Raw genomic sequence first — 15,909 nt, forward strand, 5'->3', positions numbered from 1 at the left:
CCACTTCCTTATAACCTAACTTACCTTACGTAGAAGTGCTAGAAACGATAACTGACACTGAAACGAACATTTCGTCCTGTACCAGTATAAAAGCCGCTTCCCCAAGATGAATAGTAGCCCCCGCTCACATATGTTTCGTCAAAGAGATTCTCAGCTTTTAAACTTGCTAACCATGCGTCGCGTCGATAATTAATCGCAACATTGGTCAACACATAGCTATCAAGCTGGTCACCGACATTAGCGTTGTCGCCTTCCATAAAGCGCTCACCAACATAAACAGCATCAGCAAATAGCTGCCAGTGGTCACTGAGATCATGACTAATAAACACACTGCCATTATGTTCTGCCACCCATGAAAGCTGCTTGCCTTGATGGGTTCCTTCTGTAAATTCAGCATCAATATAATGGTATTCACCGCCCAATTGTAACGCTGTCGACAGCTGCCAATCCCAGTCGACACTAGCCCCATAGCGGCGAGACTCATCTGCGTTAACATTCGCGCCATTGAAGAAGCCTAGATCTGGTTTTTGCGCATTGGGATCCCAAACAATTTCATTTTCTAGGTCAAGACGATAGACATTAATACGTAGCACATGCTGCTGAGTGGTATAGTCCCAACCCGCTTCGAACGAACGGCCTGTTTGAGGCTTCAAGCCAACGACACCCGGTGAGGTATAAGCTTGCTCATCGACCTTCGCGAAACGGAAGTTATCGTCAGCACGAACATAGAGACGATGTGCCGCTGATGGACGGTAATTCAAGCCAAACTCAAATGCATCAGCATCTTGCTCTAATTCAACACCATTAGGATAAACCGGGTCCACTAGTTCATCCTCGGCTTTCGCATAACGACCACCAACAATATAACTCAAAGAATCGGTCACTGGCACCGTCGCCTGTACATATGCACTATAGCTTGTTTGTTCGTTACGGCGCCCGTTCTTAAAGTCAGACTCTCCAAGTTTGTAATCAACACCTGAGACCACAGTTAATGGGCCATTGGCGGTATCAAATGCGGCAATCGCTTTGGGGCTAAACTCTAGTAAAGAGCGCTCGTTCGTCGATGGCCCCCATACAAAACCGTTGACTAAGGTATCACTGTAGCCCGCATCAAGGCTTAAATTCCAAGTCTCTGAGACTTGTTGTTGATAGCCGCTACGCACCGCCTTGGAAATATTGTGTAGGTACTGATTCGTATTGAATGACTGTCGCGGATCGATGTCAAAATCAGACTCCGAAAGTGCACCAGCAAGCTCTTGGTCATCATCATAATAACTGGCTTCAAGGTAAAAGTTCTGTTCGTCCAGTTCGTACTGAATTCGGCCAAGAATGGAGCCGGTCTGATTTGCATTATGCTCGCGATAATTGTCACTTTCGCCATAACTTGCCGCGAAAAAGTAACGCCAATCTTCCGCAAAGCGGCCCGCGACATCGAACTTGCTTTCGTAAGCATCAAAACTTCCCAAGCCTAATTCAATGGAGCCCTGTGTTGCATCTGGTGACTTGGTTACAATGTTAATCACCCCGCCAACAGCTTGATCACCATAAAGCACGCCTGCACTGCCTGATAAAATTTCTACCCTTTCGATTTGATTAAGGGGAATCGCGTCAATATTAGGCGCGGCAATATCGATATGATTCAGGCGGCGACCATCTAACAAAATCAAAGTGTTATTTGCAGCTTGGCCAGATGTAAAGCCGCGCATTGAGAATACAGCGCCTGAATTTGAATCTGAAACTTGGATACCCGCTTGGCTACGCAACACTTCAGTTAAGCTGGAAGCCGCTGAAACTTCAATCGTTGCGGCATCTATCACTTTCACATTGGCAGCAAGATCCAAAGGCGTATGTTCATTACGGCCGATCACTACGATCGACTCCATCGTATTTGGACTGATTTGACTATCAATCGATGGAGATGTGTTAGGGGTATGATTGGCAGCAAGGGCCACCGAAGAAATTGATGCACTAAGCAAGCTGCCCAGTAACACGGCTAATTTAGTTGGATTAGTTCCCATTTTGGCTTTAACTCCTAAAAGCAAAACGGGGCAAAATGTCACGATAAAGTCTCAGTTCTGCAGCACACTGTAATACGTCCACTTCAGCATTGACTGCTGAAGACACGCAATAGTGTACTGGTCCTGTCATTATCGCATCTCGAGATCTGCCCACCGAAATCTTCGAAATCATCTATTGGGCCGGTCTCCGGACTTAGGATAGGCATCACTCACATCGAGAGATACTGCAAAACCTTGCTTTGAACACTGAAATACAGTGCGCCGGTTTTTCACCATTTACCGTTGCGGGGGCAGTACCAGACTTTCACTGGTTTCCCGATTATCTCAAAGCAAAAACGCTCTAAGCACCACATTAGATTAACTGATTCTGCTGCTACACATGCTGCTCGGGGAGTGAAACAATCATTTGCAGGAGCAAGAACCGGAACAGACTATAGACGTCTATACGTTTAAATGTCTATTTATTTCTTTGTATCTTTAATTGAATTCAATATAAAACGTGGCGAGTCTACCACTATAAGCCTGCACCTTCGAGCCTTCATCAACGGAATTAACCAGCGCTAAAAATCGACAATTGCAAATAATCACATATCTCAACGCGCGGCATTTTCAGTAATCCTATGGAAAACAGAGGCGTCTATATAAAAAGAAAACGCACACAACCTAATTGAAATCATCCTAGATGAAGGTTTGTTTGCATTCGAGAAAGTGCAAAGCAAAGTGACAATGCTGTTGTCGCTAAAATTATTGCAAAGAGTAAGGTTTCATATCTTTAATGAAAGCAGGCCAAGTGTCCTGATTTACGGGCAGAGACTGTAAGGTAAATACGTTGCCGCGGATCGACTTATGCAACATATACAAATCATCGCGTCCCTCTAAAACCGTGTAATAGCCCATTTCTCCTTGCGGCTGAGACTGATGAGCGTGCTCTTTGAGCATGTCAGAACGGTGGGTATTTGGCATCAAAGTACAACCCATTAGTGCTGAAATACCATTGTTTCCAGAGATTTGCACATTTTCGAGTTGCTTCAGGTAGACCTCTCCTTGGCATGTCTGTTTGTAGGTTGCAGCGAAAGAATCAAAAAATTGCTGCGGGCTAACTGAATCTGCCATTCCTTGGTAGCCTTGCACACAAAATAACGATTTCCAGCGGCGAAGCTTTTGTTTTGCTGGAACATATTCAGCACTATACATATTGCTTTCAAGCTTCTGAAAAGCCAACTTCCAGCCTGCAGGTAAGTAAAAGCCTAAATTTTGACTAAATATTGGTAGCTCGTTGGAAAGGTCGGTCTCCTCTTCGACTTCCGGCGCAGGCTCTTTTGCATGCACAAATGCTACTGGCGCAGAAATACTCAGCACTAACATGCTGACAGCCATACTTGAAGTTAACTTGCGTGTAACTCTTTTCATACCAAGCTCGCATCCTTGTTTCCGGTATCTTGTTATTTTGATGCAATTTTAAACGTGACACCACAGCTATTTTGTAAATTAAAATTCGCAAAGGTTGTTGAAAAACAATTTATAAAAGAAGCCATCATGATGTTGCGGTCCGACGCACTTCAATTCAGTTCTTAATTTGTCCTCTGTTGATTGTAGTAAACCCCATGAACTTATGCATAATCTACTGAAAATATTGTTGTTTAATATTCAACAGGTCTTAATCCACTGAATGAGCGAAACAACAACGCCATTTAAACTTGAATGAATAAAAAACCAGGCCCTCTTTCGTAGGCCTGCAAATGAAAAAAATAACCACATAAATCATACAACTAACAACATTTGTTAACATTCTATCCATGCCAAAGCTTGCATAAATGTGCAGCAAAACTTTCGATTGTTACCCCGTTCACATTTTTGTAGGTAAGTGCGAGGAATTACTCTCTGGCGCATTTCCGTGCGTGCTAATTTGAAGCCTGTTTGCACAAGGAGTAATGCACGATGACTACCAGCCCCATTATTTGCGATTGCGATCCAGGCCATGATGACGCAATTTCCCTCATTTTAGCCCTCAGCACACATGCTCTCGACGTCAAAGCCGTCACTACAAGCGCCGGCAACCAAACTCCTGACAAGACGCTGAACAACGCGTTACGGATCCTAACGCTATTACAAAGAAGTGATATTCCAGTGGCAGGTGGTGCCATCAAACCCATTGCGCGAGAACTCATTATTGCCGATAACGTTCATGGCGAATCAGGCCTTGATGGACCTGCGCTCCCTGACCCTGGATTTGACCCACTCCAAATTTCCGCTGTGGAGCTTATGGCGCAAACTCTGACAGAAAGTGAAACGCCAGTTATTTTGAATCCGACAGGGCCGCTGACAAATATTGCGTTACTACTTGCCACTTACCCTGAGCTCCATGAAAAAATTGAACAAATTGTGCTGATGGGGGGCGCTGCTGGTGTCGGCAATTGGACTCCTGCCGCTGAGTTCAATATTTACGTTGATCCAGAAGCGGCTGACATTGTTTTTAAGTCAGGGATCCCGATCGTCATGTGTGGCCTAGATGTGACCCATGAAGCCTACATTGTCGATGAAGATATCGCACGAGTACGTGCAATTGATAACCCGATAGCCCAATGTGTCGCAGACTTACTCGACTTCTTCATGATTTACCATCGCGATCCCAAGTGGGGCTTTAAAGGTGCCCCCTTACACGACCCTTGCACTATCGCCTACTTGTTGAAGCCTGAGTTATTTACCGCCCAAGAATGCTGGGTTGGTATCGAAACCAAGGGCGAACATACCCAAGGCATGACGGTCGTGGATCGATATCAACTCACAGGCAAACAGCCCAACGCAAAAGTGTTGTTCGATATTGACCGCCAAGGGTTTGTCGATTTGTTGGTGACAAGTTTGACGGCCTACAATCACTTGTAATTCAATATACACAAATGCTGTTCGATGCCCTAAACACAATAACTGCAGTGCAGTGAGCATTGAACAGCGAACCAAGCTCTGCAGTACTCTCTCCTACTCAAAACAAGTTAAATTCCCTGTTCGAAACCCTCCTTTCACACGATTCCATAAAATATAGAGTTACCGTAACTTTTTTAAGATTTTTCATCATATTATCTACTACAATTGGAACAAGTATTTTTTGTGCGAAACCACTTTGCGGAACTTGAATGGATAGCTTTCTAAGTCTATTAAACAATGCAGTCCTATTAGTCGCTCTTGGCGTGATTTACGACTCGATTGGCCTGCGAAATATTGGAAATACCCATCTGAGAAACATAGCCAGTGGCTTGTTTATCGGCATGATCGGTATTAGCGTGATGAGTCACCCTTGGGAATTGCATCCTGGGGTACTGTTTGATACTCGTTGGGTGTTACTGAGTCTAAGCGGACTATTTTTTGGCTTGATTCCGACGGCTATCGCCATTGTTATCACCAGCTGCTTTCGACTCTATGAAGGTGGCATTGGGGTGCCCGTAGGGATTATTGTAATCTTTGCTAGCGCAGCCACAGGTCTTGGTTGGCGTTATTGGTTGCGTCACTTTCACAAAGAGGTCAATTGGCTCAACTTAATCGCAATGGGGTTAGTTGTTGAGATTGTCGTAACTCTGACGATGCTCCTGCTGCCAACCACAGAAAAATACAACATCATTCAAACCATCACTCCAATTCTCTTCACTGTATTCCCCATCGGGACCATGTTATTAGGTTTACTACTGAAGCGACAAATGGATAAAAAGCAGCTCGAACTTGAGCTCAAAAAGCATGAGCGATTATTGGAGAAACAAAAAGACACACTACAAAGCATTATTGATGGCATCCCGGACCTGATTTTCTACAAATCCATTGAAGGAATCTACTTGGGCTGTAATAAAGCATTTGCTGAATTTATGGGGCGCCCAGTATCGGAGATCCAAGGAAAGGATGATGTTGAGCTGTTCGGCAAAGAAAACGCAAAATTGTTTCGAGAAAAAGACCGCATTATTATCGCTGAGGATAGTTTTGTGACCAATGAGGATACCGTTGCCTACCCAGATGGTCGCCTTGTTGACTTTAGTACTGTAAAAACCCCCTACAAAGACAAGCATGGCAAGCATCGTGGCATCGTGGGTGTCAGCCGAAATATCACAGACCGTAAACGCGTCGAGCAACAGCTACTTGTTAGTGAAATGACCTATCGCGCCGTTTTAAGTACTGCGCTCGATGGTTTTTTTATTATTTCAATGCAAGGTAAAATCATAGAAAGCAACCAAAGCTATTGTGACATGTCAGGCTTTGGCCTCAATGAACTTATTGGACTACCGATCAATGAACTCGATGCAAGTACCGAGCATCGCTTCGATCAGCAAACTGTCCGCCAAGTCATTCAAGATGGTCGCATGAGCATCACGACCTTACATCGACATAAAGCGGGTCATAACTTCCCAGTCGAAGTGAACGTCCGCTACTGGAATGAAGATGGTGGTAAGTTCTTTGTTTTTGTTAAAGATATTTCCGAACGCATCGAGAACCAAAAGAAGCTTATTGAAAGCGAAATCAAATTCAAGCGGATCTTCGACACCACAAACTCTATTGCCGTGCAGGGCTATGATAAAAATCGAGCAGTAATCTACTGGAACCAAGCCAGTGAAACACTCTATGGCTTCAGCAAAGAACAAGCGATTGGCAGCCAGCTAGAAGATCTCATGATCCCCGAAGAACATCGTCAGCAAGTGATCCAAGATGTGAATAATTGGGTAAATGGCGGCAATGCGATTCCAGCTGGAGAACTTGAGTTGCTTACTGCAAGTGGTGATACCGTTTCCGTCTTTTCTTCACACGTCATGATCTACAATAGCGACAATGAGCCTGAGATGTACTGCATCGATATGGATTTGACCGCGCAAAAACAAGCTGAAGATCAAGCGCTGACTCTGTCACAAGCACTCGACCAAAGCCCTGTATCAACAGTGCTTACCGACACCAATGGCATGATTGAGTACGTCAACCATCATTTCGAAAAGGTCTCTGGGTATAGCAGTCAAGATGTGCTTGGTCGACACACGCGCATGCTCAAATCAGGAAAAACCTCGAAATCAATTTATGCAGAGCTCTGGTCAGCGATAACCCAAGGACACGCTTGGGAAGGTGAGCTGCAAAACAAAAAGAAGAATGGCGAGATTTTTTGGGAACATGCCCACATTGCGCCTGTCGTCGATAGCTTAGGGGTCACCAAACATTTCCTCGCGCTAAAACAAGACATTACTCAATATAAAAAACAAGAAGAGAAAATCCTTCACCAGGCCCACTACGACAGCCTCACTGAATTGCCAAATCGTTTATTGTCATTAGACCGACTGTCGCAAACTCTGAAAGATGCCAATCGCACTCGGAGCAAAGTTGCCGTGCTCTTTTTAGATCTAGACGACTTTAAAAAAGTGAATGATACCTTAGGTCATCAGGTCGGGGACTCATTACTGATACAAGCCGCCAGTCGATTGAGCAGCTGTATCCGAAGCAACGATGTTGTGGGTCGTTTAGGCGGCGACGAGTTTATCGTCATTCTCAATAATATTTCCGATGAAAGTGACGTTATAACCATCGCAGAAAAGCTACTTGAGCAATTTAGCCATCCGTTCAAGCTTAAAAACCGCGAACTTGTCAGCACAGTCAGCATTGGTATTTCCGTATACCCAGAAGACAGTACCAAGCCTACCGAGCTACTGCGACAAGCAGATTCAGCGATGTACCATTCAAAAGAGTTGGGTCGCAATACTTACAACTTCTTTACGATGCAAATGAACCAAGATATGAATCGCCGCTTGCAAGTTGAAGAGCAACTGAGAAGCGCGCTGCAACGACAAGAACTTGAAGTTTATTTCCAACCTTTAGTGGATATTCGTGATCGCAAAACCATTGGTGCTGAGGCCCTGCTTCGCTGGGATAATGTCAAATTGGGCAAAGTGACACCCGATGAGTTTATCCCAATCGCGGAGCAAACTGGGCTAATTGTTCCCATCGGCCGCTTTGTGATGGAGCAAGCCTTTACGGCGGCGGCCCAATGGCAAAAGAACTATCAAAATAACTTCAGAATCGCCATTAATGTATCGCCAAAACAATTTAGAGACAGTGCATTTATTGAGGTACTCACGCAACTTCTGCAGGAGCACCAATTGGCGAGCCACTGTGTTGAACTAGAGATTACCGAAGGTGTGTTACTCAGTGGCGACCCCGTCATTGCTCAAACGCTGTCGGAATTAAACAATATCGGCGTCAGCATCTCCATGGATGACTTTGGTACTGGTTATTCGTCACTGAGTTATCTCCGCAGCTACCCATTTGATACGGTGAAGGTCGATAAAAGCTTTATCAATGATATTACTGTCGACCCTGGAGACTTAGAACTCGTAGGTGCTGCAATCGCTATGGGGCACGGTCTCAACCTCAATGTGATTGCTGAAGGTGTCGAAACCGAAGAGCAATATCAGCTTCTGAACGCGCTAAAATGTAATTATGGCCAAGGTTACTTATTTAGTCGGCCAGTTCCGCTTGAGGAGTTTGAACAAATCCTTCAGCGGGAGCATCAAACATAAGCGTATTATCTGCTTGATTTCATCCTGATCTTATTGCGATTTGGCCTCCTGCTAATTGCGTTCAATCGTTACCAATAAAAAAACGCTCCTCAATCAAGAGGAGCGCTTTTTAGTTAGCAACCAGCGGGTGTTGTGAGCTAGCAAATCACATCACCCAAGGCATACATCGAACTACAACCTTGAATAAGCAGCAGCATGTTCGCCGGCTAACTTACCAAAAGTAACAACGTCGGCTGTCAAACTGCCCTCAGGGCGTTGATCATTTTGAAGACTGGCAGCAAGTTCGCTTGCGCCATATAAACCGGGAATGGTTTCTGTTTTAGCATTTAAGATTTCCGCTTTCGCATCGATAGACACCCCACCTACCGTATGGTGAACACCTGGGCTAACTTCAATTGCATAGAAATGCTTACCTTTAAGGGTCTTGGTCATATCTGGACGGCGATCCTCAAGGCGATCAAATTCCAAATCAATCCCTTTACCCACATGACGGTTATAAAGTGCTACAGATTGCTGTAACGCTTTACCATCAATTCCCAATGAAGCCCCGAGCGCTTGCAACGAACTCTCTGTGGAGACCACACCAAGATCGATATAGTTGTCAATTTTCTTTAATGAACGGCGCACTGAATCATCAAAAACTAAGAATACCGAGCCACCGCTTTGCTCTAAAATCGCAGCCGCAGCTTTATCTCGTGTTGCAAGTTCATTGACAAAACGTTTCCCTTCACGATTCACAAGAATCGCCCCACTGCCCCGAATCGCTTCAGTCACCATCACGCCGCCCTGGACTGACAGTGTTGGATGCACTTCTGGGTGACTCGTTGCAATCAAATGCTTCAATTTAGGGTCTAACTTAGCCAGTGCATCGCCATCCTTCGCTTCATCAGCCAAGACAACCGCATCTGTTTCAATCCAATAGTAGCCACGATTCTTTTCGTTCACCAACACCCCACGAACACGTCCATCTTCGTCTTTGAGAACTTCAACACCACGGGTATCCATACGCAAGTCTACGCCACGTTCCAGTGCATTTTGATGAAGTACTTTCATCACATGAGCACATACGCCTGCGTCGTCCATATGTTGATTTAAATCTGCGCCAAGTGAAGCTAACCAATGTGCAGAATTAGAAGATTGATCCGCAAGGGCTTCTACAAGCTTGGCTTCTACGGCGTCATTTGCTTCAACGACATGCTTTTTGTCAATCATGATCACCTGAGCACCGGCATCTCTGGCAGACACAGCGGCAGAGAAACCAGCACTACCAGAACCGATGACAACAATATTGGTCTTAGACTGAGGAGCCTTAGATAGTGCGTTCTCTCTAACTTTTAAGTCTTGCTCTAATGCAACGATAGCAGGCTCATGATGTTGCCATTGACTACCGTAAGATTGTGCGCGTTCGCCCTGAAGACCCGTCAAGCTTTCTGAGCCAACAACGGCGCTTGAAGTGCTGAGTGCTGCTAACGCCGCAGCGACATATAATGCAGTTTTTAATTTCTTCATGGTGGTCCCTAAATCATTATCAATGCGAATAAGATCGCGTCCTTGGAGAGTCAGCTTCTATGATTTATGCATCAGGATACTCCCCGCCCTGAGTAAATCTTGAGCTGAGCTCCGTCTTGTCTCAAGCAGATAATGGGAAACCTTAAGGTAACTAAAAGGACGATCACATCTTGCAAAAACGCATATGCAAGGATGCATCAGTACTGCGCCAAATATGCAAAATCTCATACCCCAATAGGGCATTGTTCACAGTACGACCAGCAAGCTCTATCTACGGCCAAACTTTATGTAAATTAGGCAATGCAAATTTAAATAACCAGAAATGGCAATTTTACGCATGGTCAAATTAACACCAAAAAAATGACCGGCCATGCAAATATGAAAGAAGCAAAAAATCATAAAAAGAACCGAATTAACAAAGGCATAACTTTTAAGAGCCCAAATTTGAGCACAATCATCTTCTACATGATCAAAAGCATGATGCAGCATTCGTGCTGCGGCATGTCAGTGTTTGTGAATTTCAGTATTAACTTTGCTGCTTTTGATTGCTCATCGCTCAGCGAATAGGATCATGGCACCAAGTAGCGCACAGAAAACTCATCGCAGATATCGTTCATTTGCTGCCGGCAAAATAATTGAGTGACGCACTTTGATTAAATCAGTTGGAGTGAAAAGTCTAGAGCGAGAAAACTTGAGTGCGAGCTTGAGCAGGGTCGTTTCGCAACACACGTCTTGCCATACTTATTGAATTGGCTGTGCCCAAAACATTGCCACCGCTATTTTGAAAAACCGCGATCTACAATTCATAATCGAAGTGAATCTGTTTGAAATTTAAACGTGACTCAAAATTCTGGCTGATAAATATTAGAAAAATTACAAGATGACCAGTTAGGCAACAATCGCAGGGCGTGCATCATCAATGTCCTTATCATTGCCCATTGCCGCACACAAAGGCCAAAGAAAAATTCCATAAAAAAAGAAGCCCCACAGGGCTTCTTTTTTTTCAAGGATAAACCTTGAGATTAAGCAGCAGCGGCAACCGTTTGTACCGGTTTTGCAGCTTCTTTCTTAAATTTAGGCTCACCAATTGGCAAGATAACGCGACCGTACTCTTGGTTAAGGATTTGCGCCATGGCAAAATAAATGGCCGATGCCCCAACAAAGATCCCTTCGTATCCTGCAATCACACCAATCATGTGGTTGCCCGTGAAGTCACGCGCCGCAAGCAAGAAGAATAGAATCGTTAATGAACCAAAGATCACTTGCTTCGCCATTGGGTAGCAGCGAGAGCCGATATACATGAAGCCAGTGAAGATACCCCACAACGTTAGGTACCAGCCCATGAACGTTTCAGGACTTTTCAATAAGCCAAGCCCCATCTTAGGCATTACAATCAAACCAACCAGCGTTAGCCAGAATAGTCCATAAGAGGTGAATGCCGTAGTTCCGAAGGTATCTCCACGCTTAAAGCACATTGTGCCAACGATAATTTGGCTGATACCACCATAAAAAATACCCATGGCTAAGATCATTGAGTCAATTGGGAAAAATCCCGCGTTATGAATGTTCAAAAGAACCGTTGTCATACCAAAGCCCATGAGACCTAAAGGCGCAGGGTTAGCGTAGTTTGTAGACATTGTATGCTTACCTTCATTGTTAGTGTGTATAGAAAAGCTGTTTTACAGCTCTCATTCTTACGGTACGAAATAACCAATAATTAATAGAACGTTAAAAAAGTTCTTCTTTTGTTACCCATGGTTTTCACCACTTCCCTGCAAGGTCCTATTTACCCAAGTTCCTTTTCGGTATGACTACTCGAGCTCAGACGCTCCCTTTTATACTGAGATGTTCAATCAACATAAAAAGGGCGCAAAAACACAAGCAAGACATTGATAACATTAATAATTAACTAAATTAGGAATCTCTATTTAGAAAGCTCGTTTTCCAAAGAGTTTCCCTTTCCCGAGTAAATCTTGAGCATGAGCAAACCGAGACTCAAGTGAAAAACTAGAATAGAAAAGCTAACTAAAACCACGATCACAACTCCCAAGAATCAACATGCAAGCTTGCATTGAACAGAAGCAAAATATGCAAAATCTCATACCCATGCAGGGGGTTGGTCACAAGCTATTGAGAGGCGTGAATTAGTGTGGAGTTTTCAACTTGTTCGCTACCATCAGCACGTACAAAAGTTGATAATAGAATCATCAAAAAGGCGTAGGACAAGGGCATTGAGCTATAAAAGCATTTGCAAATATCAATCATCGACAGCAAATTCTGAACGAGTTCTGGAACTTACATCGCATTAAAATCACGATAAAAAGCCGATGATAATGAAAGAGATAAACCCGAGCGCTATGCAGAAAGGAAATATAAGATTTTGAATTTAAGCCCCTTCAAATGGTTATGCGTTATAGCAATCATCTTTGCATACCCAAGTTATGCGGAAGATACGGTGACTTTAGGTGTCCACTCTAAAACGGCACCTTTTGCTTGGCATAGTAATGACGAAGATCAGGGCTTTAATATTGAATTACTTACACGCATTAGCCAGCTCAATGATAAAGAACTCATCGTCAAGCGTAAAAGCTTCCAAGAATTAGTCAGCGATATTAACAACTCAGATAGCGACGTCGATATTGCCGTCATGGTCAGTCCAGTAGGGATTGCACGGCAACAACTGCAATCAGACCCTATTTATGCGACTCATGCGCAAGCCTATACATTACAAGGGCGTGATTTCATTGATAATTGGGACGATCTGGCAGGTAAACGCGTCGCGATCAAAAGTGGCTCATTTGTCGATGTTTATATTCGTGGCCATGTGCAAGAATTTACCCGAGTTGATGTTGACCTCTATGAAACGGGTTTCAAACTCCTTGAACAAGATAAAGTTGATGTGGTTCTCGCCGAAAACTTCGTTGCGCGTCGGTTACTGCCATTTTTCACGTCAATTCACAGCTCCAGTGACCCTCTCATTTTTGGTGCATTCGTATTTGTCGCGAACCAGTCCAACAAAGAGCTGATGATCAAAATTAATGGCACACTTCGGCGACTTAAGCTTTCCGGAGAATACGATGAACTGGTAAATAAGTGGTTTGGTACCGGACGTGAGAAAGTTGATCTCATCAGTACCCAAGAAAAAATGCTATTTGCGGCTCTTATTGTCACAGCAATCTCAGCATTTGGTATGGTCTATACCCGCTCGATTAGCCAACGCCTAGAAAAACGAACAGTTGCACTGGCACTTGAGCTCAAACAAAGGCATGAAGCCGAGCAAAAGATATCCAGTCTGTCACAACAATTCCAATCGGTATTGGACGGGATCCCCCATGGCGTAAGCTTATACAATCAAGAGCTTTCCTGCCTCTGGAGTAATGATAACAATAACCAATTGCTCGAAGATGAGGCCTTTTGTCATCAAAATGGCAAAATTTTCTCACTTAGAAACCTAGTCGACAACGTGTTAATGCAGCAAAAGTCTGTGATTCAAGAGATGAGCTATCGCGACCAATATTGGTTACTGCAGGCACACCCGATAGCTAATCGGCAGGTGGTCATACTCCTCGAAGAATCAACCGAGCAACATCGACTACGACAAGCCAATGATGAGGCCAGTCGTCTTGCTTCTTTAGGGGAGCTTTCGGCGGGGATTGCTCATGAAATTAATAACCCAACGGGTATCATTGTTCACTCTATCGACTTCTTTGCTAAAGCGTTGGTCGACTTGGAACCCGCAGCCAAAAACTACCAAGAAGATAATCCTTTTTGGCAGATTGCCGGCCTAGCACCGAATCGGGCGTTAGAGGAGTTACAGCACTCAAGTGTCACCATTGAGGAGAGCGCGAGGCGCATCAGTCGAATCGTGAGTGATTTAAAGCGATACGCCCAACCTAACCTCAGGTCACGACATACCGCTGCAAACCTAAACGAAGTCGTCAAAGTGTCCTTACGATTAGCTGCAAACCAAATCAAACGCTTCCAGGTGAACACTCACTTAATTGAGTCTGAACCTTTTGTTATCGGTGACCCACAGCAATTACAACAAGTCATGATTAACTTGTTGCAAAATGCCAGCAATGCACTCACCTCAGAGCTAGAGAATAATCAACAAGTCAACGGGCAAATCGACGTTGAAACCCTCGTGTCAGGGAAAAAAGCAAAAATAATCATCCGTGACAATGGACCCGGAATGGACAGCGCAACCTTGCAAAGGGTCACCGAGCCGTTCTTCACAACTCGCAGAGCTAGTGGCGGTAGTGGATTAGGTTTATCGGTATCCAGTCGCATCATTAAAGAACACCAAGGCCAAATGCAAATCAGCTCTCGTGTTGGAGAAGGAACTTGCATCACGCTCATTTTTAAATTGGAGCAAACAACGTGAAACTCGCTAGAAACATACTCATTGTCGACGATGAAGCCGCATGGCTCCGCACGCTTTCAATCACGCTCAACCGTCTAGTTCCTGAAGCCATTATTGACTCATGTGTAGACAGCCGCCAGGTGATGAGCCGACTCGCGGGCGCAGACTATGCATTGGTGCTATTAGACTTAACGATGCCGTTTCATTCAGGAGAGCAATTGCTTGACTCGATTAGAAGCGAGAGCCCCAATACACGGGTGATTATTGTTACGGGCGTCAATGAAGTCGACACCGCTGTCCGCTGCATTAAAAACGGAGCCTACGACTACTTCATTAAAACCGATGATGTTGAAGACCTCGCCAATACCGTGCGTCGTGCGCTCGAAGTCGTCGGACTGGAACGGAACTATCACCGCATTAAAGAACGCTTTTTAAGCCGTACCTTAGCGGAACCACAAGCCTTTAATAACATTCTCACCTGTGAGCCCGCATTACTGGATCAGTTCCGCTATCTAGAAGCGGTTGCCTACAGTCCAGAGCCTATCCTATTAATTGGTGAAGCCGGTACCGGCAAGAACGAATTTGCCAAATCTTGTCACCAGCTGTATAGCCCAGATGCGCCATTTGTGACGATTAACCTTGCTGGATTATCCAGTGAAACCATTGAGCTTAAACTATGTGGTCGCATGAGCTTACAGCAAGACCCAAGTGTAAAATCTCAAGCAGGCTTGCTCCATCAAGTGGGTGAAGGTGTGCTCTACTTAAATGAGATTAATGCGCTACCACTGGATGCTCAGGCTCGAATATTGGATATCATTGAGCAACGAGAATATTCACCGATTGGTAGTGATCAAATCTATCCCGTGAACTGTAAAATTCTAGCATCAACGCAAATTGATCTGTTGCCATTAAATCAACAAGGTAAGTTCCGCAAAGACCTGCTATACCGCTTGCGAACGCATAAAATAAACCTGCCACCACTACGTTATCGCCAGTTAGATATCGCAATGTTGATCAATCACTTCATTCAACTTGCTGCTGAAGAAATTGGGACCGATGCTCCGCTGCAACCCCGAGAGCTCGCACAGCAAATTTCAGGATATAAGTTCCCAGGTAACCTACACGAGCTCAAAGGTATGGTGTTTGATGCCGTTAGCCGAAGTAATGGTATCCAACTCAATATTTCTCCATTTATGGAAGCGATAAAAGAGCACAAAGAGCTGAATGGAGATACGCCGGATAACTTAGTGTTCCCGCAAAGTTTACCAACCTTGTCGGAAATGAATCGAGCATTGATTGAAGAAGCCTTGAATCGAACGGCCCATAACCAAACGGCAGCTGCGCAAATGCTTGGCATCAGCCAAAGCGCCCTCAGTCGCCGCATTACCAAAGATAAATAACGGCTCAAAATTAGCGCACCCTATAATAACAATAGTGATTGCTCCCCATAAAAAAGGCCAATTTACATTGGCCTTTTTTAATGGGT

8 protein-coding genes and 1 riboswitch are annotated in these 15,909 nt (G+C 44.5%); of the genes, 4 read left to right on the top strand and 4 right to left on the bottom strand.

The genetic code is table 11. The annotated features are described in order from the left end of the window. Nucleotides 1–38 precede the first annotated feature (38 nt). Together IEY18_RS02850 and IEY18_RS02855 are read right to left on the bottom strand one after the other, a co-directional pair. Nucleotides 39–2,018 (bottom strand): TonB-dependent receptor, encoded by a 1,980-nt coding sequence (locus tag IEY18_RS02850; protein WP_188917571.1) that lies wholly within the window; start codon nt 2,016–2,018, stop codon nt 39–41. A gap of 161 nt (nt 2,019–2,179) precedes the next feature. After that, a riboswitch (cobalamin riboswitch) is annotated at nt 2,180–2,386 on the bottom strand. Between the two features lie 376 nt (nt 2,387–2,762). Next, nucleotides 2,763–3,428 carry a hypothetical protein gene (locus IEY18_RS02855; protein ID WP_188917573.1) on the bottom strand — a complete coding sequence of 222 codons (666 nt, stop codon included), beginning with the start codon at nt 3,426–3,428 and terminating at the stop codon, nt 2,763–2,765. 528 nt (nt 3,429–3,956) lie between these two features. Between IEY18_RS02855 and rihA the strand changes: the two genes are divergently transcribed. Both rihA and IEY18_RS02865 read left to right on the top strand, forming a co-directional pair. Further along, the gene (rihA, locus tag IEY18_RS02860; RefSeq protein ID WP_188917575.1) at nt 3,957–4,901 is read left to right on the top strand and encodes a pyrimidine-specific ribonucleoside hydrolase RihA; all 945 of its coding nucleotides are present in this window, start codon (nt 3,957–3,959) and stop codon (nt 4,899–4,901) included. A gap of 248 nt (nt 4,902–5,149) precedes the next feature. Continuing rightward, complete coding sequence (locus IEY18_RS02865; protein WP_188917577.1) at nt 5,150–8,551, top strand: EAL domain-containing protein; 3,402 nt, start codon at nt 5,150–5,152, stop codon at nt 8,549–8,551. 171 nt (nt 8,552–8,722) lie between these two features. Here IEY18_RS02865 and IEY18_RS02870 read toward each other — a convergent pair whose 3' ends face one another. After that, nucleotides 8,723–10,060: an FAD-binding protein gene (locus tag IEY18_RS02870; RefSeq protein ID WP_188917579.1), complete on the bottom strand. Its 1,338-nt coding sequence runs from the start codon at nt 10,058–10,060 to the stop codon at nt 8,723–8,725. 1,022 nt (nt 10,061–11,082) lie between these two features. Next, nucleotides 11,083–11,727 carry an acetate uptake transporter gene (locus tag IEY18_RS02875; RefSeq protein WP_346347683.1) on the bottom strand — a complete coding sequence of 215 codons (645 nt, stop codon included), beginning with the start codon at nt 11,725–11,727 and terminating at the stop codon, nt 11,083–11,085. Nucleotides 11,728–12,440: 713 nt separating this feature from the next. Here IEY18_RS02875 and IEY18_RS02880 point away from each other — a divergent pair. Both IEY18_RS02880 and IEY18_RS02885 read left to right on the top strand, forming a co-directional pair. Continuing rightward, nucleotides 12,441–14,444 carry an ATP-binding protein gene (locus IEY18_RS02880; protein WP_229779701.1) on the top strand — a complete coding sequence of 668 codons (2,004 nt, stop codon included), beginning with the start codon at nt 12,441–12,443 and terminating at the stop codon, nt 14,442–14,444. After that, the gene (locus IEY18_RS02885; RefSeq protein WP_188917582.1) at nt 14,441–15,823 is read left to right on the top strand and encodes a sigma-54-dependent transcriptional regulator; all 1,383 of its coding nucleotides are present in this window, start codon (nt 14,441–14,443) and stop codon (nt 15,821–15,823) included. The genes IEY18_RS02880 and IEY18_RS02885 overlap by 4 nt, the downstream gene beginning before the upstream one ends. The last annotated feature ends 86 nt before the right edge of the window (nt 15,824–15,909 follow it).

This window comes from Shewanella gelidii (assembly GCF_014647855.1).
In the GTDB taxonomy this organism is placed as follows: Bacteria; Pseudomonadota; Gammaproteobacteria; order Enterobacterales; family Shewanellaceae; genus Shewanella; species Shewanella gelidii.